Origin of the sequence: Streptomyces cyaneus (genome assembly GCF_004028635.1) — a bacterium.
GTDB classification, from domain to species: Bacteria; Actinomycetota; Actinomycetes; order Streptomycetales; family Streptomycetaceae; genus Streptomyces; species Streptomyces cyaneus.
Genome location: NZ_RQJW01000003.1, coordinates 1,193,407 through 1,218,154, shown reverse-complemented (window position 1 = coordinate 1,218,154; position 24,748 = coordinate 1,193,407). Strand labels below are relative to the sequence as shown.

Sequence of the window (24,748 nt, the reverse complement as noted above, 5' to 3'; positions counted from 1 at the left end):
GGTCGCACTCCCTCAAGCATCCCGTGCCAGGAGGGGTTCCTCCACGCGGCCCTCCACGCGGTCCTCCACCGGGCGGGGCTCTGTTCGTAGGACTCGGCGATGACTGGCCTTGGCTGTGCGGGGGAGTCGTCGTCGCCCAGCCGCGGCGTGGTTCGAAGTCTCAGTCGAGGACCTGATCGCCGGGCAGCGGCAGTTCGAACCAGACCACCTTGCCCGTGCTCACCCTCGTCGCTCCCCAGCGCAGTGCCAGTTGGTCGACCAGGAACAGTCCTCGGCCGCCCTCGTCGCTCAGTCGGGCGTGCCTCATCCTCGGCACCATCGGTGAGTCGTCGCCGACCTCGCAGCGCAGGACGTCCGTGCAGAGCAGTCGTAGCGTGATCGGCCGGGAGGCGAAGCGTACGGCGTTCGCCACCACTTCGCTGACCAGGAGCTCGGTGGACTCCACCAGGGAGTCGAGTCCCCAGAGGTGGAGTGTCCTGCGGGTCAGCCGACGGGCCTGTCCCGCGGTCTTCGGGCGCGGGGCCATGTACCAGTACGCGACGGTCTCCGGGAGGATGCCCTCGAACCGGGCGGCGAGCAGCGCGATGTCGTCGTCCCGGTCTCCGGCCCCCAGGGTGCCGAGCGCCTCGTCGCACAGTGTTTCCAGCACCGGGGGCGCGGCCCCCGACGCGGCTGCCTGCAGCCGGGCCCGCAGGCGCTCCACTCCGGTCAGCACGTCCGAGTCACGGGACTCGACCAGCCCGTCGGTGTACAGCAGCAGCGTCGCCCCGGCCGGCGCGTGCAGCTCGGTGGACTCGAATCCGCCGATGCCCACGCCGATCGGCGCCCCGGGCGGGACCTGCAGAATCTCCCCGCGGCCGTCGGGATGCAGGAGCACCGGCGGCAGATGGCCGGCGTTGGAGATCAGCAGCCGGTGCAGGACGGGGTCGTACATGGCGTAGAGGCAGGTCGCGGTGTGCTCGGTGCCGAGGCGCCCGGCCTGCTCGTCCAAGTGGTGCAGGACCTCGTCGGGGGGCAGGTCGAGCAGGGCCAGGGTCTGCACGGTGGTGCGCAGCTGGCCCATGATCGCGGCCGATGTCATGGAGTGGCCCATCACGTCGCCGATGACGAGGGCGACGCGGTTGCCGGGCAGCGGGATCGCGTCGTACCAGTCGCCGCCGACCTGCGCGGTCCGCGAGGCCGGAAGATACCGGCTGGCCAGCTGGACTCCGGGAGGCTCGGGCAGTGACGGCGGGAGCATCGTGCGCTGCAGCGTGTCCGCGACGGACGCCTCGCGCGCGAACAGCATCGCCTTGTCGATCGCGAGAGCGGTGTGGGTGGCGAGCTGGGAGGCCACGAGGATGTCGTCGCCGGTGAAGTCGGGCCGGCCGGGTCCGCGGAGGAGGACGACGCTGCCCAGGGCATGGTGGCGGCCGTGCAGCGGGGCGATGATCAGCCGTTGCCCCGGCGGCATGGTTTGCGGAGTGTTCGTGGCGCCCAGCAGTTCGGCCGCGGTGGAGACGACGCCCGCGGTGTTCCCGAGCACCGGCCGCCCGTCCTCCAGCAACTTGGCGAGCTGACCGTCGGCGCTCGGGGGTACGACTTCCGCCGCCTGCACGGGCCGCTCGGAGCCCGGGGGGTCCGGGAAGCCAGGGGCGGCGGCGGGGGTGGTCGGGCCCTGCGCGGAGACGCGGTCCGTGGTGTGCAGCCGCAGGACGCCGGGAGCGGCGGCGACCTCGTCGCCGACCGGCAGCGGATCGTACAGATGGATGAAGGCAGTGTCGGCGAAGGCCGGGACGGCCGCGCGGCACAGCTCGTACAACGTCTCGTCGAGGTTCATACCGCGGGCGATCTGCCTGGTCGCCGCGTCGAGATAGCGGAGCCTGTCGGTCTGCGGCTCGATGACGTCCGACCTGTCGCGGACGTCCGGCCCGGCGGGGGCATCCGGCCCGGTAGGGACCTCCGGCCCGTGGCGGTCGCCCGGTCCGTCGCCGACGTCTGGTCCGTCGCGCCGTGGATCTTCCAGCCCGCCGGCAGGGGCTCCCGCGGCCGTCAGGAGCATCGCCGGGGCACTGTCGTCCGAACCGGAACGAGCTTGTGACTGCGACAGGTCCCGAGCCTCGTCGGCACGGCCGCTGGGCCTGGACAGGGGCGACGGAGCGGGGGGCTGCGACTGGGGCGGCCGATGCGGGAGCGCGGCGTGCTGCTGCGCGCCGGCCGCCTTCCTGCCGGTGCCTTTGTCGGCCCCGAGCCGCTTCGTCATGCGTGTCCTTCCCGCCGTGCGGGCCCGCGCCGGAGCGGGCGGATCAGGAGTCGTCAGCCGGGCGCCGTCGGCAGCGCAGGAAGATCTGCACCTCGGGCTGGACGTCCGCGGTTGCCGGAGCGTACGTGTACGAGGACTCGTCGGTGATCTCGAAGCCGGCCCCCTCGACGACGTCACGCAGCTCGTCCCTCAGATAGCCGGAGACACGGATGTTCTCGCCGATGAACGGGATCGAGAAGTCGTCCACATCGGCCTCCACCATCGACAGCGCGAACAGACCGCCGGGAACCAGCAGGTGGTGGACGGTTCGCAGCGCGAGCGGGATCTCGGCGCGCGGGAGCATGAGCAGCGAGAAGAAGGCCGCCACCGCGTCGAAGCGGCCGAGGTCCAAAGGGCCTCCGGGCCGCAGATCCGCGATGTCCGCCCGATGGAACTCCCCGGCAGGCACCTGCTGGCGGGCCAGCGAGACCATCCCGTCCGACAGATCGACACCGACGACCTCGAAGCCCGCCTCCGCCAACTGGCGCGCCGTCGGGGTCCCGGTGCCGCACCCCAGATCCAGCACGCGGGACCCGGCCGCCAGGGACGCCCCGAGCCACTCGGCGGACGCGACCTGCCCTTCCTTGTGCGGAAAGGCCTCGTCATAGCGCTCACCGAGGGCGTCGAAAGCCTCGGCCTGACCTGTGCGGTCGAGCCGCATGTCGTCGTAGTCGACCTTGTCGGCGGAGCTGCTCACGGGGATTCTCCTCTGACGCGTATAGGTGATTTTGGCATATTTGTACGGGTGTGGCGGCGGCCTGGCTGGTTGGTCCAGGCGGCTGTCGGCTCGTCGTCGAGCCCCTCATGCCCCCGACGCGGGTCGGACCGTGAGGATCTGCTGGGCATGGCCGACCGGGCCGTCGACGTCGTGCAGGACCGTGCTGGTGAGGCCCTGGCCGGAAGGCCCGAAGGTGACGGTGGTGTCCAGTCCGGTCCAGGCGCCTCGTGGCCGACGGTGAAGGTGGACGGTCAGGTCGACGTTGGGGAAGATCCACGCGGTGGGCGGCTGCCGGACGGCGATGCCGTTGGCCGTGTCGACCAGGGCGAGATACGACGCGAGCGGGCTGACGGGAACGCCGGCGACCAGATCCAGCGGCGTGGAGAGCCAGACGGTCGCCCGGCCCGGCCGGGGCGGTGTGACGGGTCGGACGTCCAGAGAGGCTATGTAACCGCCGGGCCACACCTCGGACATCGGCCACGAGGCGAGTGATTCCGGCGAGGTGAGACGGTCGTCGGAGCCGCCCGCCACCGCGGAGGTGTCGTGGCCGGACAGGAACCATGCGCGGGCCCGGACGACCGGGCGGTCGGCGATCCGTACGACCGCTTCGAGGAGTTCGATGGTCCGCCCGGGCCGGACGGTCTCCACCTCGATCTCGCACTCGTCGAGGGCGAGGCGGCCGAGGATGTCGTAGCTGATCCGGGACAGAACCAGGCCGTCGTCCGGCCGGGCGGCCCGGTGACGGTCGATGGCGTGCGCGACGAGCCCGCCCAGCGGACTGAAGTGCTGCTCGTCCGTGCTCCAGGCTCCGCCCGCGTGGATCGTCGGCTTGTAGCGGTGGTCGTCGATGAGTTCGTAGTAGCTGTCGGGGGTCAACGGATGTCGCTCCTGCGGGAGTTGAGGGAGTGGAAGGAGTCGATGGAGCTGAGGGAGTGAGGGAGTCGAGGCGGTTGCGCGGGTTCGCCGGTCGGGGGTTCAGAGGGCGTTGAGCAGGACGACGTACACGGCCGTGCCCGCGCCCACGCTGAGGATGGTGCGCCGCCCGAAGGCCAGGTGGACGCCGGCCGTGACGGCGACGGCGAGCAGCGCGTACCAGGTGCCGTGTACGTCGGCCGTGACCGTGCCGTGCAGGGCGGTCACGGCGAGGATGGCGAGGATGCCGACCGGCATCCACACCGCCAGTCGCCGCACGATCGCCGAGCCGCGCAGTCGGCCCAGCACGGCGAAGGGGACGGCGCGCAGGGCGAGCGTGATGCTGAAGACGATCGCCAGGACGGCGACGAGATACGAAGTGCTAGGCACCGGCGGCCTCCTGGACTGTGCGGCGGGCGGTGACGGCATGGCGGGGCAGGAGCAGGCCGACGAACAGCAGCAGTGCGGTGAACATGGCCATGCCCGGGGTGAGGATCAGTGCGACCGCCACGCTCGCGCCCGCCAGCAGCAGGGACGGAAGCTCCTTGCGGGAGCGGAACGCGTCCAGGGTGAGCACGATGAACAGGGCGCACAGGGCGAACTCCAAGCCCTTGATGGGAGCCGGCAGAGCCGCGCCGAGGGCGACACCGACGAGTCCGCCGCCGACCCAGTACGCCTCGCACGCGATCTGCATGGCCAGCAGTCGGGGCGCCGAGCGCTCGTGCTCGGGCAGGGAGGCGTTGACGGCGTACGCCTCGTCGATCATGGCGTAGACGGCGTACGCCCTGGCCACCGGGTGCTTGACCAGGTGGAGCGGGAACGAGAAGGCGTAGAAGACGTGCCGGAAGTTGACCACGAGGACGGTCAGAGCGACCGCGGCGAGCGGTGCGCTGGTGGCCACCATGCCCACCAGCAGCAGCTCAAGCGAGCCGGCGAACGCGGCCAGGGACAGGGCCGGGGCGAGCCACCAGGGCAGCCCGGCCTGGATGATCAGCAGGCCGAGGGCGATGCCGAGCGGGAAGATGCCCAGACCGGCGGAGAAGGAGTCGCGGATGCCCTGGGCGATCTGTATTCGGCGGGTGGTCGGGGTGGTTGGGGTGGGAGCGGCCCAGTGGGGAAGTACGTCTTGTCGCACGGGTCCATCGTCTCGTAAAAGCCGTGACAGATGGTTGCGAATATTGCGGTGCCCAGCCCTCATCCAGCAATATTCTGACTGTGGACGCGATCGACATGGCAATCATTGCCGAGCTGGAGCGGGACGGGCGGCTGACCAACGTGGAACTGGCCCAGCGGGTCGGGCTGACCACCGGGCCATGTCTGCGCCGGGTGCAGCGGCTGGAGGCCGACGGTGTCATCCGCGGCTACCGGGCCGTGATCGACCCGGCCTCCGTGGGCCGTTCCTTCGAGGTCCTGATCGACCTCAGCCTTGAGGCGCAGGACGCGGAGACGGTGGAGCGCTTCGAGAAGACCCTGGCGCAGACGGAAGAAGTGCTGGAGTTGCGGAGGCTGTTCGGCAGCCCCGACTATTTCGTCCGCGTGGCTGTCGCGGATCTGCCGGCCTACGAGGCGTTCCTCAGTCAGCGGGTCATGACGATCCCCCGGATCAAGAACGTCACCTCGCACTTCACGATGAAGACCGTCAAGCCGGGCCTGTAGGGGGTGCGGTGTGAGAGGGCCTCGACCAGGAACCTCCCCATGACCCACGGTTGTCGTGTCAGGTCGGCGGACGATACAGCCACAATCTGAGCAGTCGGCTGAGCGACGGCATGATCAGGTAGGTCAGGGACGGCAGGAGTACGGCCGGGAAGACTGCGGCGCGCAGCGGCAGAGGCCAGTCTGCGGTCGCGGGCACGACCAGCCATTGCAGCAGGAGCACGAGGGGGTAGGCGGCCAGGAGAGTGGTCAGAGCCATTTTCCAGCGGGGTGGGGAGTGCACGGTCGTGCCCGGCAGGCTGAACCAGGTCTCCATGCCGGACGTGGACTGCCGCTCGCTACTGACCTCGGTCGCGATGTCGGCGATCCGCCGGTGCCATTCCGCTCGCTCGGGGGAGGCCAGCCATGCCTTCAGTCGCTCCGGGTCGCTGAAATGCGCGATGGCATGGAACAGGTGCCCTTCCTCGGGCCGTACCCAGACGACACCCTCGCTGCCCGGGAACTTCGAGGCGGTCCGTGTGACGCCGTGCGTCCACTCCTCGAACTGGTCCTCCCGGCCGGGCCGTACCTGCCAGGTGAAGACGGCGGTGACGGCTCGTTCCCGCTGTGTGCCGGGTGTTCTGATCGTGCTCATGAATGACCGGGTGCCACGGGGGTCACGGCCCATGCGCGGGATACCGGGGGGATTCCGGGTGGCGATCGATCGCGCGTTCGACTATGGCCCCGGTCCGCCACACATATGACGGCATGGCCGGCCGGCATGGGCGTCGCTGGCCGGCATGGGCGTCGCGGGCTCGGCGGCCGGGCGGCCGGCCGACCGCTGGACTACCCGGAGTTCGAGCCGCCGTGGGCCGAACTTGCCACCAGGGAAAGGCGGTTCATCCGCGTCCGGGGCCGCCGATCGACCAGCCGTTGGCTCGGCGGAGTGCCGCCCGATGACACGGACCGCGACGGGACGGATGTGCGAGGATCGCCAGGTGAATGATCTACGCGTCCGACCGGCCGCTGAAGCCGATCTGGCGTCCCTCGTCCGCCTCCGTGACGACGCGGCCCGCTGGATGCTGGCCCGGGGTATCACCGGGCAGTGGCGGCCGGGGGAGTTGACCGAGGGTCATTTCCGCCAGGTCATGGAGCATGGTGAGGTCTGGCTCGCGGAGGTCGGCGGGCGCATCGCCGGCGCCTGGGAGTTGTGGTGGGAGGACGAGGCCGCTTGGGGCCCGCAGCCGCCCGTGGCCGGATACGTGCACAGGCTCATGGTCGACCGTCGCACCGCCGCGCCCGGGAGGGGGCTGCAGCTGCTGAGGGCCGCGGAACGCCGGGTGGCCGCGGCGGGACGTACGTGCGTGCGCTTGGACTGCTTGGCCGGTAACGAACAGCTCAACGCCTATTACCGCGACGCCGGTTACCGCGTCGTGGGCCACAAGGAGGGCAAGCCGCAGCCGGGCGGGGCGCCCAAGTCCTTCACGCTGCTGGAGAAGGCCCTTCGGTGAAAGGCCCCCTTCGGTAAGCGGGAGGCCGGGCAGGCCGGGCAGCCCGAGATGATTCACCTTCACCTGGCAAAGGGCGTGACTTCGCCCTTGCTGATCCCCTGTGCAGAACCCTTTACGTGGCTGTCATGTCCCTGTAGCTTCCGCGCTGCAAGCCCTTTCAGGAACTTTCCGGTTGGTTTTGCAGGGACGCGTGAACCGCCCGGGATCCGCCCCGTATTGGAGTGGCCATGAGATCTGCACCTCCGCGCCGCCCACGAAGCCCCCTCGTGGCGTTCGTGGTGGCGACCGGGCTGCTCGGGCTGCTGTCCACAACACCGGTCGTAGAGCCGGCGCCGCCACTTCAGCCGGTGGCCGATACGGCCGACACGGCCAACACGGCGACGGTCTTCTTCTACACGAAGACCAAGAACTGGTCGTCGACGTATCTGCACTACGCACCGGACGGCGGGGCCTGGACGACCGTCCCCGGCGTGCGGATGGAGAGCGCCTGCACGGACTGGGTGAAGAAGACCGTCGACCTCGGCTCGGCCGCCGGGCTGCAGGCCACCTTCAACAACGGCAGCGGCACCTGGGACAACAACGGCGGGAACAACTACGCGCTGGGCACCGGCACCATCACGGTCAAGGACGGTGTGATCGCCCACAGCGACCCGTGCGCCGACACCGGCACGGGCACCGGCAACCAGGCCACCGTCTACTACTCGACCGCGACTTCCGGCTGGACCACCGCCAACATCCACTACGCGCTCACCGGCGGATCGTGGACGACCGTGCCCGGCGTCGGCATGGAGTCCGCCTGCACCGGCTGGTGGAAGAAGACCCTCGACATCGGCACCGCCACCTCGCTGAAGGCCGCGTTCAACAACGGCAACGGCGTCTGGGACAACAACAACAGCGCCGACTACACGATCCCGACCGGCACCACGACCGTGAAGGACAAGACGGTCACCACCGGCGCCACCAACCCCTGCGGCGCCGAGGAGCCCGACACCGAGGCGCCCACCGCCCCGGCCAAGGTCACCGCGAGCGCCACCAACACGTCGATCGTGGTGAGCTGGGACGCCGCCAACGACAACAAGGGCGTGACCAAGTACCAGGTCACACGCACCGGCGGAACCAAGGGCACCGTCGTCACGGACGTAGGCTCAACCGTCCACTCCGACACGGGACTTGAGGAGAAAACGGCCTACACCTACACCGTGAAGGCCGTCGACGCCGCCGGGAACACCTCACCCGCCTCCGCCGAGGCGACCGCGACGACCAGTGAGAAGGCCCCCGCCCCGGCCGCCGGCACCCCGCTCGGCACCGACCCCCGCAAGGACCCCATCTACTTCGTTCTCACCGCCCGTTTCCACGACGGTGACAGCTCCAACAACCGCGGCGGCAGCCAGCACACCAAGTCCGGCAACGCGGCGAACAACGACCCCATGTTCCGGGGTGACTTCAAGGGCCTGGTCGACAAGCTCGACTACATCAAAGCGCTCGGCTTCTCCGCGGTCTGGATCACCCCGGTCGTCCTCAACCGCTCGGACTACGACTACCACGGCTACCACGGCTACGACTTCTACAAGGTCGACCCGCGCCTGGAGTCGGCCGGCGCCACCTACCAGGACCTCATCAACGCTGCCCACGCCAAGGGCATGAAGATCTACCAGGACGTCGTCTACAACCACAGCTCCCGCTGGGGCGCCAAGGGCCTGTACACGCCCACCGTGTACGGCGTTCGCGACTCCCAGTGGAGCTGGTACTACGACGAGAAGAACGAGGGCTTCGAGTACGACGGCCTGACCGTCGAGCCCAAGTCCGGGAAGTCGTACTACAACGGCGACCTGTGGTCCACCACCGAACCCACCGGCAACACCTGCGTCAACTGGGGCAAGCCGACCGGCGGCAAGAGCGCCGAGGGCTACACGCTCTACAACTGCCAGTGGCCGAGCCCCACTTCGGGCATGTTCCCGAAGGCGTACTACCACCAGTGCTGGATCGGCAACTGGGAGGGCGAGGACTCCCGCTCCTGCTGGCTGCACGAGGACCTCGCCGACTTCAACACCGAGTCGACGCCCGTGCAGAACTATCTGATCGGCGCCTACAACAAGTACATCGACATGGGCGTGGACGGCTTCCGTATCGACACCGCCGTACACATTCCGCGGGTGACCTGGAACCGCCGCTTCCTGCCCGCGATCCACGACCGCGTGACCCAGAAGTTCGGCACCACGGCGGCCCAGAACTTCTTCGTCTTCGGCGAGGTCGGCGCCTTCGTCAACGACAAGTGGAACCGCGGATCCGTGAACCACTCCGCGCAGTTCTTCACCTGGAAGGAACGCAAGGAATACAGCGCCGACGACGAGACGGCGGCCATCGAGCAGTTCAACTACGAGAACAACCTAGGCACCGGCAACCAGCCGACATCGACCAACGCCTTCCTGAACGGCAACAGCTACCACACCCCGGATCGCAGCCAGTTCTCCGGCATGAACGTCATCGACATGCGCATGCACATGAACTTCAGCGAGGCGCAGAACGCCTTCAGCAACGGCAAGGACTCCGACGACAGCGTCAACGACGCCACGTACAACGTCGTCTACGTCGACAGCCACGACTACGGCCCCAACAAGTCGAGCACCCGCTACACCGGCGGTACCGACGCCTGGGCCGAGAACATGGCGCTGATGTGGACGTTCCGCGGCATCCCGACCCTGTACTACGGCTCGGAGATCGAGTTCCAGAAGGGCAAGCAGATCGACTGCGGGCCGACCTGCCCCCTGGCGTCCACGGGCCGCGCGTACTACGGCGACCACCTTCAAGGCACCGTCACGGCCTCGGCGTTCGGCACCGCGGACTCGGCAACCGGCGAGGTCGCCACCACCCTGGCGCAGCCGCTCGCGAAGCACCTCCAGCGCCTGAACCAGATCCGCCGTTCCGTCCCTGCCCTCCAGATGGGCCAGTACTCGACCGGCGGCATCAGCGGCTCGATGGCGTTCAAGCGCCGCTACACCAGCGGCGACACCGACAGCTTCGCGCTCGTCACGGTCACCGACGGCGCGACCTACACCGGCATCCCGAACGGCACCTACCGGGACGCCGTCACCGGCGACGTGAAGTCCGTCTCCAACGGCACGCTCTCCGTGACAGCGCCGGGCAAGGGCAACCTGAGGGTGTACGTGCTGAACGGCCCCGGCAAGATCGGGACCGACGGTCCCTACCTGAAGTAAGCGGTGCGCGGGCCCGGGGGAGCACGAACCCCGGGCCCACCCGGTGTCGGGTAGCTTGCCGGGCGTGAGTATGTGGATCTACTTTCAAGGGCTGGAATCCTCCGGGCGGCAGTATGGCTGGAGACCGGCTTCTTCCAGCTGAACGACCTTTACTGGCCCCGGTCGGCGCCGGGTGGCGACGGAGAACTCCCCGTTTTCGGTGGCCGACACATACGGGACCCCGGCGGCGGCCCCGGCCAGGTGGCGCTCGACCCGCCGGACGTGGCGCGCACGGCGGCGTACCTGGAGCGGTTCTCGTTCCCGGACCGGTGGCAGGAGTGGCGGCAACTGCCGTCGTCCGAGCCGAATGAGGAGCTGCGGGACCGCCTGGCCCAGTACCACGAGGACCTACCCGAAGGTCTTGGTACGGTGCGCAGGTTTGCACCGCTGGAAGGGTTGTGGCGGCGATCGAGGGGGAGGGGCCAGGCGACGATGCAGGTGTCGGAGCTCCCACGTGCGGTGGCCGCGGCCATGGCGACGGCCTCATCCCTTGGCCTGACAGTCGACGACGCGGTCGTTCTCCATGACTCGAACAAGCTCACTTTGCGTCTGCTGCCTTGCGACGTCCTGGCCCGGGTGGCACCTGTGGCACATCAGGTCGCACAGTTCGAAGTCGACCTTGCTCAGCGGCTCGCCGAATCCGGGTGCCCGGTGGCCGCTCTCCAGCCTCGGGTGGAGCCGGGCGTCCATGAGCGTGACGGCTTCGTGGTCACGCTATGGACATACTACGACCCTGTGACACCGCAAGAGGTCTCACCAGCCGACTACGCCCATGCGCTCGGGCGGCTGCATGCCGGCATGCGAGGGCTCGATGTCCCGACGCCGCACTTCACGGATCGAGTCGAGCAGGCTCAACAACTCCTGGCGAACCGCGACCGTACTCCGGCGCTGGCCGACGCGGACCGGGAGCTGCTCGGCGACACGTTGCGAAGGCTGAGGCGAGTGATCGCCGAGCGCGGCGGCGCCGAGCAGCTGCTGCACGGCGAGCCGCACCCGGGCAACGTGCTCACCACGAGGAACGGGCTGCTGTTCATCGACCTTGAGACATGTTGCCGTGGGCCCGTCGAATTCGACCTCGCCCATGCGCCCGAAGAAGTCAGCGAGCACTATCCGGGTGTCGATCAGGACTTGCTGCGCGACTGCCGGATCCTCGTGCTGGCGATGATCACAACGTGGCGCTGGGATCGAGGCGACCAACTCCCCAACGGGCGCCGACTGGGCAGAGAGTGGCTCAGCCAGATCCGAGCGGCACTCAAGCGCAACGGCCTGGATTCCCACGGCTGATCGCGAACCCTCGAGGTCGTGCCTTGTCTCAAAGTCGTCAGCAATGGATCAATGGGTTCTAGGCTCGGATCCACCTTGTGATCCCGAAGGAGCCAGAACAGTAGTGACGGACAAGCGAGTTGTCATCGTGACCGGTGGAGGTACGGGCATTGGGGAGGCCGTCGTACGCCTGCTGCGCGAGGAAGGGCACCACGTGGTTGCCTCCGGCCGGCGGAGCGAACCATTGCGGCGTCTCGAACGGGAGACCGGGGCACTCGCGTATCCGTCCGATGTGGGGGACCCCGACGCCGCCGACGGTCTCGTCCGAGCAGCCCTGGCCGCGTATGGACGACTCGACGGGCTTGTGCTGAATGCGGGTATCGGGCGCGGTGGAACCGTAGGCGACTTGTCGCTGGAGGACTGGGACGAGGTGATGCGTACCAACGTCACCGGCCCGCTGCTGCTCCTGCGCGCAGCGATCCCGCACCTGCTGGAGGCGAGCGGGGCGGTCGTCGCCGTCGCTTCGGTGTCCGCGCTGCGCAACGGCACGAGCAACGTCCCGTACGCCACGTCCAAGGCAGCCTTGCTCCAGCTCTGCCGTTCCGTCGCCGTCGATTACGGGCGTCAGGGAGTGCGGGCCAACATCGTGTGCCCGAGCTGGGTGAAGAGCGAGATGGCCGACCGGCGCATGGCGCGCTTCGCCGCGGAAGCGGACCTCCAGGGAGACGGCGTGGCGAACGCCTATGAGGAGGTGACCAGGCTCCTGCCCCTGGGCCGGCCGGGTGAGCCGCGGGAGATCGCGGAGGCGATCGGCTGGCTGCTGTCCCCGGCAGCGTCGTATGTCAATGGTGCCGTGCTCACCGTCGATGGCGGGGCGACGGCCATTGATCCCGGGACGCTCGCGTTCGACTTCCATGTGGCGCCACGCCGTGACGAGGTCTCCTGACACTCCTCGGTGAACACCGCTGCGCCTGCAACTCTCCGGCCTGATATGCCTGTTGACCAGTCTGGCGTCAGGGCTGCTGGGCCGGAGAGAGCCGGTCGTGGCAGGGGAGTGCGTCGGCCATGGACGGCCACATCCGGGCGATCCCCAGTAAGGTCGCCGGGCTGCCGTGAACCACACCCGGCAGGGGACAGGGGGCGGACGGCGATGCACCGACGAGCTTGGCGCGCCGGGCCTGCCCCAGCACACCGGCGACTGCGGCTGCGGCGAGACGATCGGCTCGCACCCCGGCCCGCCGGGCGTGCCGGTGCGCCTCCTCGTAGGCGCCGGGCTGGACGTATCGCTGCAGATCCAGGAACGCGTCATACGTCTCGATGGTCTGCCTGTGCGCCTGCAGTGCCAGCGGGGAACGCGGTCGCAGCACCTCCTGGAGCCTGGTCCGCTGTGGCCTGGCGAGCGCCACTTGGGGCACCGCCTTCACGAGATCGCGCCACAGCGGCCACAAGAGCCAGGTGGTCCGCAGAGCAGTCCACGACCGAACGAGGGCGGTCGCGGTAGGGACCAGCAGTGATGCCGCCCGGATGAAGCCGTGGACGCCCATGATCAGTGACAGGTAGGGGAGCATGCCGGGGCTGCCGCCGTACAGGTGCCAGAGATAGCCGCACCAGAACACGACCGCGAGGACGCTCCCCATCGCGAACAGCCGCAGCGACCAGACGAGATCGCGATCTCCGGTACGCAGGCTGTACAACCAGCAGACCACAAGGGCGACGGCGTCACCGACCAGATGGGCGACGATCAGGATCAACCAGTAGGCGGAGGCCGCATCGGCCGGCCCCTGAACGGACGCGGTTCCCTCGCCCGACTGATCGACCCGCAGCAGGCCCAGGATGAGCAGCGAGCCCATGGAGGCCGGCAGCCCCACCATCACGCAGAGACGCAGGTGGCGAGTACGTGTGGAGTCGACCATGAAGAGAAGGACCAGCCCAGCGCTGAGGACGCCGATCACATTGCGGGCCAGAGCAACCGTGCGGAGTTCCAGTCCGGCGTTCGTGAGCCATTCGACGATCACGGGCTGAAAGAGGGTGATGGCGATGGTCGCGGCCAGGACCGTGAGCCACAGGCCTCGTTGGTGCGGCTGACGCAGAGCGGGCCGGGCCCGCCAGATGAGGGCGAACCACAAGGTGAAGACGCTGCCGAGTCCTACCTGGGTCGCCAGCTCACTCGTCGACATCGACCGTCACTCCCAAGAACGCGCCGAGTCGTCCCAGAGGGCCGGCCACCGGGCCGGTCTTCCCGGCGCTCTGTATCAGGCTGGCGATCATCTCGGCTTCTTGTTCCTCGGCGGTCGTGTAACTGGTCCGTGCCATCAGCCGCTTGACGAGATGGGGCTGAAGACCGCTGAGGAGCTGACCGGTCAGCTCCTCACCCCGGACCGTGATGCCCCGGTGGTGGTCGCACAGCACATGGCCGATCTCGTGCAGGATTATGTGTTCTCGGTGGAGGGGCGCGGTCCGGGCTTCGTAGAAGACGAAATCGGCGTCGTCGGTACCCAGCCAGAGACCGCAGGCTCCGGCGACCGCTGCCTGCTCGGGTAACTCCTTCAGCACGAGTGGACGGCCCCTGAGTTCCTCCACCCGCTCACGGACCGCGTCGAAGGAAAGTGACCGGTGCACTCCGAGATCACGCAGGATCGCTGCGCATTTCCGCTGCAACTCTGCATACTCGCCCGTTCTCCTCACCTGCTGTCACCCCCGTCCCCGGAAGAGGAAACGGTGAAAGGCGCCTGGGTGCTTGCATGAGCGGGCGTAGTCCCTCTTGCTCTCACTGGCTTGCTCTCACTGGCCGTTGCTGCCCCGACCGTCCGCAGGGCTCCTCCGGCCGGAACGGTTGTGACGTCCCCCCGTGTCGGACTCGTCGGACATCGCGTTCACGAGGGCGAGTAGGGCGTCGAGCCCCGCGTCCGACAGTCCGTCGGCGCGGAAGGCCAGCGTACGTACCTTGCTGTTCCCCAGGGCAACGGCGAACTCCATCTGGCGCCGCACCCTCTCGGAGACGTCCTCGTCGGTGAAGTAGTCCGGTGTGACGCCGAAATGCTCTGCCAGTACGCGGAGATGGTCGCGGGTCACGTTCCGCTTCCGCCCCGTCGCCAATTCCCAGAGATAGGTGGCCGAGAACGTACGCCCTGTGCTCTCGCGGATTTCCTCGGCGATCTTGCTATAGGGAGGCCGGTTGCCCCGGTAGTAGGCATTGACGATGTCTTCAAGCCGTCGGGCCAGGGAAGACGGTCCTGTCATTCCGTTGTCGGCACTGGTGCTACTGGCCAAGTCTCCAACTCCCGGGCGAGAAACTCTCCTGCGTACAGCGGACAGGGTGTCCCACTCAACCTGAGCGTCCGCCCGCTCAACCTAAGCGTCCGCCTGCGGCCTTGGACACTCTCGTCCGGCCACTCGGCCGATTTTGGCTCAATCTTGTCCTGTACCGCGCAGGGTGAGTGGGTGGGGGAGGTGTTCGGGCCGAAGATGGCGCCAGGGAGCGCCAGGGAGCGCCAGCGGATCAGTTGACACACTTTCATCCGCTGACTACGGTCCCGAATGCTTGCGTCGGCCTTCGGTTGCACGTATCGCCGGCTGACCACCGGCGGACATGACGCTGTGGTGACCTGCCGAGAGCCCTTCGTGGTACGTCCGGCGCCGCACCGGTGCCGTGAAGAAAAAACACAAGGGGGTCACAGGGATGACATCCGCGCCACCAATTGATTCGGTGCGAACAAGAACGCAGAGATAGCGGAGCAGCCCCGCCACGTCGTCCCCCGGCTCCGCAGCGCGCCATCACCGCCCCCACTCGGTTTTCCGCGGTCGGTCCAGCCCGGCGCGCCCCTGGCGGATCAGTGCCGTCCCACACGAGTGGGCCGCAGCCGGCGCCTACGACACCACATGACCCACGAACCGCAAAGTCGAGTCGAGGAGACAACGCCTTGGTCTGCCTGCACCTCACGGTCGAGGACCTTTCTCGCATCCGCTTCGTCGGCTCCCTCGGACCGGACCTCGAAGGCCGGTTCGCCGCGCTCAGATACGCGGACGCGCGGCCGGACGAGTTCGTGGAATGGCGCATGAAGGTGCGCAGAAGACTGCGCCGCGCAAGCACCCCCGGCGCGCCGGGTGCCGGCTTTCCGCGACGGGCGCCGGGGGCGGCACCGCACGCTGATGCACGCCGCTTCAGCTCGGCAGCCATAGCGCCCTTCTGGGGGCGCATACGGAACTACCTCGAACTGGAACGTGAGGAGCGCGGCCGCGCCATCCTCTCCGGCGGTGTGGACAGCGTTCTCAACGAGCTGCATCCTTCGATCAGTTGGCGCGCCCCGCTCCTCCAGGTGGACAACGAGCAGGAAGGGCGGAGCGCCGATCTCCTCGGGGAGGGACTGGTCATCGCCCCGTCGCTGTTCGCGCCTGCCCCGATGGTCCTCGACACGGAGACGGGCGGGCAGGGCGCTCCCGTCCTCGTCTACAACGTCCCGCCCACCACCGACTCCGCGGCCGGACTCTGGCAGCAACAGGAAGAGGACCGGACCGCTGCTCTGAGCGAACTCCTCGGCCACACACGCGCGAACGTCCTGCAATCCTTACGATCGCCGGTCTCCATCGGGGAGATCTCGCGCCGTCTCGACCTCTCTCACCCCTCCGTCAGCAAACATCTGGCTGTCCTGCGCAGGTCCGGACTGGTCGCGGTGGAGCGCCGGGACAACCGAATGCTGCATCGCCTGACCCACCTCGGCGAGGCAGTTCTCGGGCGGCAGGACTGACCGCCGGCGGCGGCCAGGTAGGGAGAACCGGAAGACGAGGTCTCGACCTAGCTGTCATGACCTTGATGGGCAACGGGGCTGCAATTGACCGCGTGATGGTTCACCGGCTTGAGAAGACGGTTGCGGGACGGGCGCTCACCGTCCGCCGCCAGTGGAGGCCCCGACCCTGGTGGGTCGCCGGATGGTGCCTGGCTGCCGTATGGGCACTGGGTTTTCCTCTGGTCTCGCACCTCCCGACGCACCGCGCCTGGGGCTTGAGCGCGGGGATCGGGTATGTGTGTGCGGCGATCGTGGCCGCTCGGCTGCAGTGGCCCCGCGCCCGTACGGCCTCGCTGCTGTGCGCGCTCGTGGGAGCGGTCGTAGTGCCGCTGGTCTACCTCGTGTTGACGGGCACCCAGCAGAGCGAGGTGGGCGTCATCGAGCGCTCCGGCGTCCTGATGCTGCATCAGGGCACGCCCTACCTGGAGGATCCGCACGAGGTCGCCGACTACACGCCGTATCTGCCGGGCATGGCCCTGCTCGGGATGCCGCGCGCCCTGCTCGGCGCGGATCACTGGGCGCTGCGCCTCCTGGGCGACGCACGCCTGTGGTGCGCCTTTGTCTTCCTCATCGGCCTCGAGGGAGGCCGCCGGGTGCTCAACACGCCTGATGCGGGCCGGCCTGCCGGGGACGGCCGCCTTTCGTACAGGGCGGCGCTCGCGGCGCTGATCGCGTCACCCCCGGTCGCCCTGCCGTTGTGCGTCAGCGGCGTGGACCTCCCCCTGACCGGACTGTTGTGCCTGGCGCTGGCCTGCGCCGCGCGAGGGCGGCCGGTGGCCACAGGGCTGGCGCTGGCCGCGGCCTGCTCGCTGAAGTGGACGGCGTTGCCCGCGGTCGCCGTCGCCGTCGCGTTCCTCGGATGGGCCCATGGGAGGCGGGCGGCGGTGCGCTGCGCGGTCGTGGCCTCGGTCGGGGCCCTGCTGCTGGTTGTGCCCAGTGCGGTCCTGTCGCCTCAGCCGATGGTCCAGCAGGTGCTGGCCTTCCCCACCGGACGGGCAGATGCGGTGACTCCGGCGGACAGCCCGCTTCCCGGCCACCTGCTCGCGGAGCTGGGACCGGTCGGCTGGTACCTGGCGGTCGGACTGCTCCTGCTCGGCGCGCTCGCCGTCGGTGCCTCGCTACTGCTGCGGCCACCGACCGGGCTGGCCTCCGCCGCACAGCGTCTTGCGATCGGCCTGTGCGTCGGTTTCCTGCTGGCTCCAGCCGGCCGGTTCGGCTATCTCGCGCTGCCGATCGTCCTCGTGGTGTGGGCCCGACAGGCCGCGCCGCAGCGCCCGTCGAGGGTGGTCCGGCGCGAGACGGTCCGCCCGCGGCCCGACGCGGACGCTCCTCCCGTGGGCGTCGCACATCTCCCCGGTGCTGTCGCCGTCGGCTCCGTGCCCGGGGGTGAAAGCCGGTGACCGTGCGCCGGTTCGGTCCGGGACGCGGCGAGGGGCGCGGAGGTGCGTCGGTGTCCGGTGCGCGGCGCGTGTCCGGTGCGGCTGCGGCGCTCACCTGGTCGGCACGCCGTATGTCCTGTGTCGAGGACGAGGTGGCCGGCGTCGCGGAGTTCGTAGGGCCAGGAGATGTGTGCGTGGACGTCGGTGCCGAATACGGTCTCTACACCTGGGTGTTGTCGGCGCTCGTCGGCCCTGCGGGGCGGGTGCACAGCATTGAGCCGCTGCCCGGCCCGGCCCGCTGGCTCCGTGCCGCCTCGCGCATCCTGGGCTGCGGCAACGTCACCGTCCATCGAAGCGCTCTCGGTGCCCACACGGGCCATGGCGAACTGAGCCTGCCCCGCAGATGGGGGCTTCCCGTCCACGGCCGTGCCTATCTCGTCGAGGGGGCCACCGGTCCGGGACCGAACGTGGAGTTCCCTACGTCCCGCCCGGTGCCCGCACCGCTGCGCACCCTGGACGAGCTCGTGCGGAGCGAGGCGATCGAGAAGGTCGGTTTCGTGAAGGCCGACGTCGAAGGAGCCGAACTCGGTGTCCTCGACGGTGCGCACCAGACCCTGTCGACTCATCGGCCCCCGCTGTTGCTCGAGGTCGAGGACAGGCATCTGCGCAAGTACGGCGCCCGGCCCCCGGAGGTCCTGCGGCGCCTTCGGGACTACGGCTACCGGCCGCACCGCTGGCAGGCCGGCCGCTGGATCCATGCCCCGCATGTCAGTGACGACTGCCGCAACTACCTGTTCACGACCTGACCGCCCACGACCGAAGGCTGTGCCGACGCCCATGGGGACCACTCTGGTCATCACCAACGACTTTCCACCCCGGCAGGGAGGTATCGAGACGTTCGTCCACGCGATGGCGACACGCGTGCCGGACGACGATGTCGTCGTCTACACGTCGAGCGAGCCGGGACACAGGGAGTTCGACGCGACGCTGCCGTTCCCGGTGATACGGGACCGCAGCCGCACCCTGCTGCCGACCCGTCGGGTCGGTAGGCGCGCCGTCGAGATCATGCGGGCCTTCGGCTGCGACCGCGTCTGGTTCGGCGCGGCCGCGCCGCTGGCGGCCATGGCACCCACGCTGCGGCGTGCCGGGGCCCGGCGCATCGTGGCCACGACCCACGGCCACGAGATCTGGTGGGCGTACACGCCAGGGGCCCGGCAGGTGCTGCGCAGGATCGGCAATGGTGTGGACATCGCCACCTACCTCGGCGACTACACCCGGGATCGCATCGCTCCGGCTCTGGGCCCAAGGGCGCGTCTGAGCCGGCTGGTGCCCGGTGTGGACGTCCAGGCTTTCCGACCGGACGCGGACGCGGCCCCGGACCTGGAGGCCGCGCGGCGTCTGCGGGAGCGCCTCGCCATCCGGGACCGGAGGGTCGTGCTGTGCGTGTCCCGGCTCGTGGCCCGCAAGGGGCAGGACGTCCTCATCCGTGCCCTGCCTCTGGTCCAGCGGGTGGTGCCTGACGCGGTGCTGGTGCTGGTCGGCAAAGGGCCGGGGGAGCGAGGGCTTCGCGCGCTCGCCCGCCGGTACGCCGACGGCTCGGTCGTCTTCGCGGGCGGCGTGAGCCATGCCGACACAGCGGACTACTACGCGCTCGCCGACGTCTTCGCCATGCCGTGCCGCACCCGTAAGGCCGGGCTCGAGGCGGAGGGCCTCGGCATCGTGTTCCTGGAAGCCCAGGCGAGCGGGCTGCCCGTGATCGCAGGGGACTCCGGTGGTGCTCCCGACACGGTCCTCGACGGCGAGACGGGACGAGTGGTCGACGGCCGGGACGTCGAGGCCGTCGCCAAGGCCATCGCGCTGACCCTGCTGTCCCCGGACCGAGCCGACATGGGCGCGGCAGGGCGGCGTTGGGTGGAGAAGGAGTGGACCTGGGACGCCTCCGCCCACCACCTGACGGCGTTGCTCACGCCCACACCTGAATCACTCCCCGGGCCGGACGAATCCGGAGCCGGTCGGCCCACCTGATTCGGCGTCAGTGCCCGGCATGCTCCCGCAGATGCGCAAGCACGGCCAGCACCCGGCGATTGCCCTCGGTGGGATCGAGGTCCAGCTTCATGAAGATATTGCTGGAGTGCTTGACCACCGACGCCTCAGTGATGACCAGTCGTTGGGCGATCGCCTGGTTGTTGAGCCCCTCGGCCATCAGCGCGAGCACCTCCCGCTCTCGGGGCGTCAGGCGTCCCAAGGGCCGGTCTGCCGACTGCTGCTGCAGCAGCACGCGGACCACCTCGGGGTCGATGACGGTCTGGCCCGCCGCGACCCGCGTGAGCGCGTCCAGGAACTCGGAGACCTCACCGACCCGGTCCTTGAGGAGGTAGCCGAGCCCCCCGGCGCCGTCCCCGCCCCCGCTGAGCAGCTGCGTGGCATACGCCGTGGCCACGTACTGCGACAGCACCAGCACGGGAAGCCGGTCGTGCCGCGCCCGCAGGGCGAGCGCGGCCTTCAGGCCCTCGTCATGGAAATCCGGCGGCATACGCACATCCGTGATCACGACGTCGGGCCGGTCCGCGTCCACCGCGTGCGCCAGCGCCTCGGCGTCCCCGACAGCGGTGACCACCTCGTGGCCGCTCCTGGTCAGCAACTCCACCAGCCCTGCACGCAGTAGCACCGCGTCCTCCGCCAGTATTACGCGGAGCACGGCACCTCCACCCGCAACTGCGTCGGGCCGCCCATGGGACTGCTCACGATGAGTCTGCCTCTCTGAATAGCCAGTCGATCCGCCAGGCCGCGCAGGCCGGCTCCTGCCACCGGATCCGCCCCGCCTCGGCCGTCGTCGGTGATCAGCAGTGTGAACCGGTCCCCGTCGACCCTGCCGACCACACTGATCCGGGATGCGCCGCTGTGCTTGGAGGCATTGGTCAAAGCCTCGGTGACGCTGAAGTAGGCCATCGACTCCACGGCGGTCGGCAGCCTGTGCGGCAGCTCGATGTCGACCGTGACCGGAATCGGATTGCGCAGCGCGACCTCCGCCACCGCGGCGGTCAGACCGTGGTCGGTCAGTACCTGGGGATGGATCCCGCGCACGAGGTCGCGCAGTTGGTCCAGTGCGAGGCGCGCCTCGCCGCGAGCCCGCGAGATGAGTTCGGCCGTCGGCGAGTCGTGACCGCGCAGCTCCAGCTCCGCGAGCCCCAACGTCATGGTGAGCGCCACCAGTTGCTGTTGGGCGCCGTCGTGCAGGTCACGCTCGATACGGCGGCGTTCGGCCTCGAAGGCGTCGACCAGACGGGCCCGGGACCGGGTCAGCTCGATCACCCGGCTGCGGAGGTCCTCGTCCCGGGCCGACAGCAGGAACCAGGCCGCGCGCACCTGTGCTCCGACGAGCAGGCCTCCCGCGTACGCACACACCGTCAGGCCCAGCAGTCCGGCCACCGATCCCGGCAGCGCCTGCACGGGATCCGAGATCGGCTCCCCCGGAACGAGCATCACGGTGTCGGGGGCGATGGCCCACACGATGACGGGCACGACGGTGAGAAGTACGGACAGGCCCAGCAGGGCGACAAAGCCGACGCCGACCGCGGTGACAACCGTGGCGAGCGACACTGCGTAGCCGAGCTCCCGCCACGTCGCGCGTTCCCGCAACCGGGTGCGGAACCAGGCCGCCGCGCTGACCCCGGAGAGGGATCCGTGCGGGTCGGGCAGCGGCGTGGGATCGACCCAGCGCAGGCGTCGCCGCTCCACCGCGCCGACGGGTACGCCGATGACCGCGGCGGTCGCGAGAAGGAGCACGCCGATACCGAGGACGGAGAGGCCGAGCCCCAGGAAGAGCAGGGCCGCGAGGGTGAGCAGGAGGGCGAAGCCGAGGAGCGTGCCGCTGAGCAGAAAGGCCCAACAACGCCACGGCCACCAGGAGACGAGGAAGCGCAGCGGCCGCCGCCTGAGCGCCGCCCAGACGGCCACGCTCGGATCGCCGCGGTGCTCGTCGGTAGCCGGGTCCGGGGGACGGGCCGTTTCAGGCACGGCTAAAACGGCGGATCGGTCCCGCACCTCATCTCCTCCTGTCGGCCTTCGCCTCACGATCTTCCCAGCACTCTAGCCCCCTGCCCGGGCACCGGCGGTAGGGAAAACCCTCCCCTCAAGACTCCTCACAGGCCCACTGTCCCGTGCCCGTCACCGTGCTGGACTGGCATTCCCGCCCCCGACCTCAGACGAGGACGCCGCCGCCATGTCACTGGCCTCCGACATTCATCTTCCCGCCGTCCAACTGGTCAATGTCTCCATGGCCTACCGCGGTGCCGCCGGGGAGGTGCCGGTGCTGCACGACGTCACCGTGGGTTTCCCCGAGCGGTATCTGACCGCGGTCATGGGTCCTTCGGGCTCGGGGAAGACCACGCTCCTGCACTGCGCCGCGGGGCTCGAGCGGCCGATCGGAGGCAAGGTCTTCCTGGGGAACACGGAGTTGGACACCGGTGACGACCGGGCACTGACCGAGAGCCGCCGTCGCCGGATCGGCTTCGTCTTCCAGCAGTTCAATCTGCTGCCCATGCTCACGGTGTACGAGAACGTCGCGCTGCCGCTGCGGTTGAGCGGGGCCCGCGTGCGGCGGCCCGTCGTCATGGAGGCTCTGCGCCAAGTGGGGCTGGAGGACAAGGCCGGGCGTCGGCCCGCCCAGCTCTCCGGCGGTCAGCAGCAGCGTGCCGCCATCGCCAGGACCCTGGTCGTCGAGCCCGAGCTCGTCTTCGCGGACGAACCGACCGGCTCGCTCGACCGGGCCACGGGCCGCCAGGTCATGGACCTGCTGCGGCACGTGGTGGACAAAACGGGCCGCACCGTCGTCATGGTCACGCACGACCCGGTGGCGGCCGCGTACGCGGACCGTGTGATCTTCCTGGTGGACGGGCAGGTCATGGGCAAGATCGACCATCCCTCGGTCGACGAGATCGCCGCCGAGCTCGGTCGCTGGGAGTCTTGATGTGGCGTCTGTCGCTGCGGTCGGTACGCCACTACTGGGCGCTGCACCTGGGCACCTTCGTGGCGCTGGCGCTGGGGGTGGCCCTGATCGGGGTCTGCGGCACCACCCTGGCCGCCACGTGGGCCGTACGGCAGCCGTCCACCGCCGGCGGGCAGTCGGTGACCCTCCGGGACGGTTCGGGGAGTCGGCACACCCTGGTCGGCGGCACCGTGGACATGGGCGGGGTACAGAGCGTCCTCGCCATGGCCGGAGTGATCTCCGCGTTCGTGACCGTCTTCGTCATCGCCGGCACCTGTGCGTTCAGTGTGGCACTGCGGCGCCGGGACATGGGCCTGCTGAGGCTCGTCGGCGCTCAGGGGACTCAGGTGCGCCGCCTGGTGATCGGGGAGTGCGCCGCCTTGGCGGTGCCGGCCGGTCTGGTCGGCTGTGCGGCGGCCGCCGTTGCCGCGCCGTGGGCGGTCCGGGGCATCGACGGAACCGGTCTCTCCCCGGTTCCGCTGCGGCCGGGGCCACTTGCGGGTCCGCTGGTGTTCGCGGCCGGCGCCGGGCTCGTCATCGCCGTACTCGGTGCGCTCGCCGCGTCGCGGCGAGCCGCCCGGGTGGGCCCCACTGAGGCACTGCGCGAGGCGGACCTCGACTCCCAGGTGATGACCGTCGGCCGGGGCTGCTTCGGCATGCTCTTCCTCGTTGCCGGCACCGTGATGGTCATGATCGCTCCCGGAGCCGGCGCGGAAGCGGCAACTCCCCTGGCCCTGTTCGGCACGATGGCCCTGACACTGGCCGCCGCGCTGTTCGGCCCCGTGTATCTGCCGCGACTGGTCAGGGCGCTGTTGACGCCCGTGAAGTGGACCCGCTCGGTCTCGGGCCGCTTGGCGGTGGCGGCGGTGAGCACCTCACGCCGCCGAACGGCCTCACTTGTGGGCCCCGTCCTGTCCATCGTGGCGATCGTCGGCATCTTCACATCGGTCATGGCCACCACGGGCGCTGCCGGTGACGCGGACGAGCGACACCGGACGGTGGGACAACTCGTGATCGAGCCCCGCTCCGGGGAAGGGCTCACCCGAGGCCAACTCGCCCGGTTGCGCGAGACCCCCGGCGTGCGTGCGGTCTCGGCTCCCGCAGCGCTCGAACTCGCGGTCGCGGGGCCCTACTCGGCGTGGAAGGAGCAGGGCGCGGTCACCGACCTCACGGCACTGGTCCGCACCCATCGCATCACCGTGGTCGAAGGCACCGCCACGGCACTTCGCCCGGGCACCGTCGCCGTCTCCAAGGAGTTCGCCGACTGGTACGGCTACCACAAGGGCAGCCGCCTCACCTACGGCCTGTTCGGGGGTGCGCCCGCCACGGCCAGGGTCGCGACCGTACTGGACGGCGGCAGCGTCGTCCCCCACGTGTTGCTGCCGACGACCGTCTCCGCCGAGGCGTCCGCTCCCACGCGGGCCACGGTGCTGCTCGACGGCGCGACGGCCGGCTCGCCCGCTGCTGCGGGGGCGCGGCTGGCCGACCGGCTCGGTGCCGACCAGGTCCGGGTGACGACGACGTCCCGCTGGTTCGCCGACACCAGCACGGATCAGCAGCGGCTGAACCGGTTCGTGCTCCTCGTCCTGACCGGTCCTGCCTGCGCCTACGCACTGATCGCAGTGGCAAGCACACTCGTGATGTCGTACAGCCGCCGCTCCCGGGAGGTCGCCGGGCTGCGGGTGGTCGGCACAAGCCGGGCGCAGCTCCTACGGATGGCGCTGTGGGAGACGCTCACCACCACCGCCGTGGGAGCGGGCATTGCGGCGCTCATGGTCGGCGTGGGTTTGTGGGCCTACCGCGGAGCTCTGCGCGTCTTCGACGGCACCGTCCCGGTCAGTGTCCCGTGGACGCTGCTGCTCTCCCTCGTCGGCGCGTGCCTGGCCGTCGCCGTGACCGTCGGACAGATCGCCATCCGAAGTTTGCTCAAGCAAGCAAATGTCACGATGCTGGTAGCTCGGCAGTAAGTGCGCGGCAGAAGCGGCGCGGCGAGGCTCGAGGAGGTATGTGGCACTCCTCGCCATCAC

At 69.6% G+C, this 24,748-nt stretch carries 22 protein-coding genes; 11 read left to right on the top strand and 11 right to left on the bottom strand.

All coding sequences use genetic code 11. The features are described 5' to 3' along the window. Window positions 1–160: 160 nt before the first annotated feature. The 5 genes from EHO50_RS14185 to EHO50_RS14165 all read right to left on the bottom strand — a co-directional run bounded on the left by EHO50_RS14185 (window position 161) and on the right by EHO50_RS14165 (window position 5,046). Window positions 161–2,242 (bottom strand): SpoIIE family protein phosphatase, encoded by a 2,082-nt coding sequence (locus EHO50_RS14185; protein WP_128430425.1) that lies wholly within the window; start codon window positions 2,240–2,242, stop codon window positions 161–163. 43 nt (window positions 2,243–2,285) lie between these two features. Next, complete coding sequence (locus tag EHO50_RS14180; protein ID WP_128430709.1) at window positions 2,286–2,942, bottom strand: class I SAM-dependent DNA methyltransferase; 657 nt, start codon at window positions 2,940–2,942, stop codon at window positions 2,286–2,288. 141 nt (window positions 2,943–3,083) lie between these two features. Next, a complete protein-coding gene (locus EHO50_RS14175) occupies window positions 3,084–3,875 on the bottom strand; it encodes a thioesterase family protein (protein WP_128430424.1) in 792 nt (263 codons plus the stop codon). A 99-nt stretch (window positions 3,876–3,974) separates the two neighbouring features. After that, window positions 3,975–4,301 (bottom strand): branched-chain amino acid transporter permease, encoded by a 327-nt coding sequence (locus tag EHO50_RS14170; protein WP_128430422.1) that lies wholly within the window; start codon window positions 4,299–4,301, stop codon window positions 3,975–3,977. Further along, on the bottom strand, window positions 4,294–5,046 hold the full coding sequence (locus EHO50_RS14165) for an AzlC family ABC transporter permease (protein ID WP_128430419.1): 753 nt from the start codon (window positions 5,044–5,046) through the stop codon (window positions 4,294–4,296). The genes EHO50_RS14170 and EHO50_RS14165 overlap by 8 nt, the downstream gene beginning before the upstream one ends. Before the next feature lie 95 nt (window positions 5,047–5,141). Between EHO50_RS14165 and EHO50_RS14160 the strand changes: the two genes are divergently transcribed. Next, window positions 5,142–5,567, top strand: coding sequence for an Lrp/AsnC family transcriptional regulator (locus EHO50_RS14160; RefSeq protein WP_246101149.1), 426 nt, complete (start codon window positions 5,142–5,144; stop codon window positions 5,565–5,567). 58 nt (window positions 5,568–5,625) lie between these two features. Here the strand turns inward: EHO50_RS14160 and EHO50_RS14155 are convergent, their stop codons facing one another. After that, the gene (locus EHO50_RS14155) at window positions 5,626–6,198 is read right to left on the bottom strand and encodes an antibiotic biosynthesis monooxygenase (protein ID WP_128430413.1); all 573 of its coding nucleotides are present in this window, start codon (window positions 6,196–6,198) and stop codon (window positions 5,626–5,628) included. 325 nt (window positions 6,199–6,523) lie between these two features. Between EHO50_RS14155 and EHO50_RS14150 the strand changes: the two genes are divergently transcribed. From EHO50_RS14150 to EHO50_RS14135, 4 genes are all read left to right on the top strand, one after another. Next, entirely contained in the window at window positions 6,524–7,054 is a 531-nt protein-coding gene (locus EHO50_RS14150; protein WP_164904849.1) for a GNAT family N-acetyltransferase, read from the top strand. A 227-nt stretch (window positions 7,055–7,281) separates the two neighbouring features. After that, window positions 7,282–10,269 (top strand): carbohydrate binding domain-containing protein, encoded by a 2,988-nt coding sequence (locus EHO50_RS14145; RefSeq protein WP_128430408.1) that lies wholly within the window; start codon window positions 7,282–7,284, stop codon window positions 10,267–10,269. A 471-nt stretch (window positions 10,270–10,740) separates the two neighbouring features. Next, window positions 10,741–11,592, top strand: a complete 852-nt coding sequence (locus tag EHO50_RS14140) for a phosphotransferase enzyme family protein (protein WP_128430708.1) — start codon at window positions 10,741–10,743, stop codon at window positions 11,590–11,592. A 103-nt stretch (window positions 11,593–11,695) separates the two neighbouring features. Further along, complete coding sequence (locus EHO50_RS14135; RefSeq protein WP_128430405.1) at window positions 11,696–12,517, top strand: SDR family NAD(P)-dependent oxidoreductase; 822 nt, start codon at window positions 11,696–11,698, stop codon at window positions 12,515–12,517. 67 nt (window positions 12,518–12,584) lie between these two features. Here the strand turns inward: EHO50_RS14135 and EHO50_RS14130 are convergent, their stop codons facing one another. From EHO50_RS14130 to EHO50_RS14120, 3 genes are all read right to left on the bottom strand, one after another. Next, window positions 12,585–13,748, bottom strand: a complete 1,164-nt coding sequence (locus EHO50_RS14130) for an MAB_1171c family putative transporter (protein WP_128430402.1) — start codon at window positions 13,746–13,748, stop codon at window positions 12,585–12,587. After that, window positions 13,735–14,190 carry a regulator component gene (locus EHO50_RS14125; RefSeq protein WP_246101148.1) on the bottom strand — a complete coding sequence of 152 codons (456 nt, stop codon included), beginning with the start codon at window positions 14,188–14,190 and terminating at the stop codon, window positions 13,735–13,737. The genes EHO50_RS14130 and EHO50_RS14125 overlap by 14 nt, the downstream gene beginning before the upstream one ends. A 162-nt stretch (window positions 14,191–14,352) precedes the next feature. After that, window positions 14,353–14,841: a hypothetical protein gene (locus EHO50_RS14120; protein ID WP_128430396.1), complete on the bottom strand. Its 489-nt coding sequence runs from the start codon at window positions 14,839–14,841 to the stop codon at window positions 14,353–14,355. 650 nt (window positions 14,842–15,491) lie between these two features. On the opposite strand from EHO50_RS14120, the gene EHO50_RS44995 reads away from it, so the two are divergent. The 4 genes from EHO50_RS44995 (at window position 15,492) to EHO50_RS14100 (ending at window position 19,759) form a co-directional block, all read left to right on the top strand. Then, a complete protein-coding gene (locus tag EHO50_RS44995) occupies window positions 15,492–16,316 on the top strand; it encodes an ArsR/SmtB family transcription factor (RefSeq protein WP_246101147.1) in 825 nt (274 codons plus the stop codon). Between the two features lie 254 nt (window positions 16,317–16,570). Then, window positions 16,571–17,755: a glycosyltransferase 87 family protein gene (locus tag EHO50_RS14110; protein WP_246101146.1), complete on the top strand. Its 1,185-nt coding sequence runs from the start codon at window positions 16,571–16,573 to the stop codon at window positions 17,753–17,755. Window positions 17,756–17,805: 50 nt separating this feature from the next. Next, complete coding sequence (locus tag EHO50_RS14105) at window positions 17,806–18,540, top strand: FkbM family methyltransferase (RefSeq protein WP_246101145.1); 735 nt, start codon at window positions 17,806–17,808, stop codon at window positions 18,538–18,540. Window positions 18,541–18,571: 31 nt separating this feature from the next. Beyond that, a complete protein-coding gene (locus EHO50_RS14100; RefSeq protein WP_128430392.1) occupies window positions 18,572–19,759 on the top strand; it encodes a glycosyltransferase family 4 protein in 1,188 nt (395 codons plus the stop codon). Window positions 19,760–19,766: 7 nt separating this feature from the next. Here the strand turns inward: EHO50_RS14100 and EHO50_RS14095 are convergent, their stop codons facing one another. Both EHO50_RS14095 and EHO50_RS14090 read right to left on the bottom strand, forming a co-directional pair. Continuing rightward, window positions 19,767–20,432, bottom strand: coding sequence for a response regulator transcription factor (locus EHO50_RS14095; protein WP_128430389.1), 666 nt, complete (start codon window positions 20,430–20,432; stop codon window positions 19,767–19,769). After that, window positions 20,420–21,751: a sensor histidine kinase gene (locus EHO50_RS14090; protein ID WP_128430387.1), complete on the bottom strand. Its 1,332-nt coding sequence runs from the start codon at window positions 21,749–21,751 to the stop codon at window positions 20,420–20,422. Before EHO50_RS14090 ends, EHO50_RS14095 begins: the two co-directional genes overlap by 13 nt. Before the next feature lie 205 nt (window positions 21,752–21,956). Between EHO50_RS14090 and EHO50_RS14085 the strand changes: the two genes are divergently transcribed. Together EHO50_RS14085 and EHO50_RS14080 are read left to right on the top strand one after the other, a co-directional pair. Continuing rightward, the gene (locus EHO50_RS14085) at window positions 21,957–22,703 is read left to right on the top strand and encodes an ABC transporter ATP-binding protein (RefSeq protein WP_128430384.1); all 747 of its coding nucleotides are present in this window, start codon (window positions 21,957–21,959) and stop codon (window positions 22,701–22,703) included. Further along, the gene (locus EHO50_RS14080) at window positions 22,703–24,688 is read left to right on the top strand and encodes an FtsX-like permease family protein (protein ID WP_128430381.1); all 1,986 of its coding nucleotides are present in this window, start codon (window positions 22,703–22,705) and stop codon (window positions 24,686–24,688) included. The genes EHO50_RS14085 and EHO50_RS14080 overlap by 1 nt, the downstream gene beginning before the upstream one ends. The last annotated feature ends 60 nt before the right edge of the window (window positions 24,689–24,748 follow it).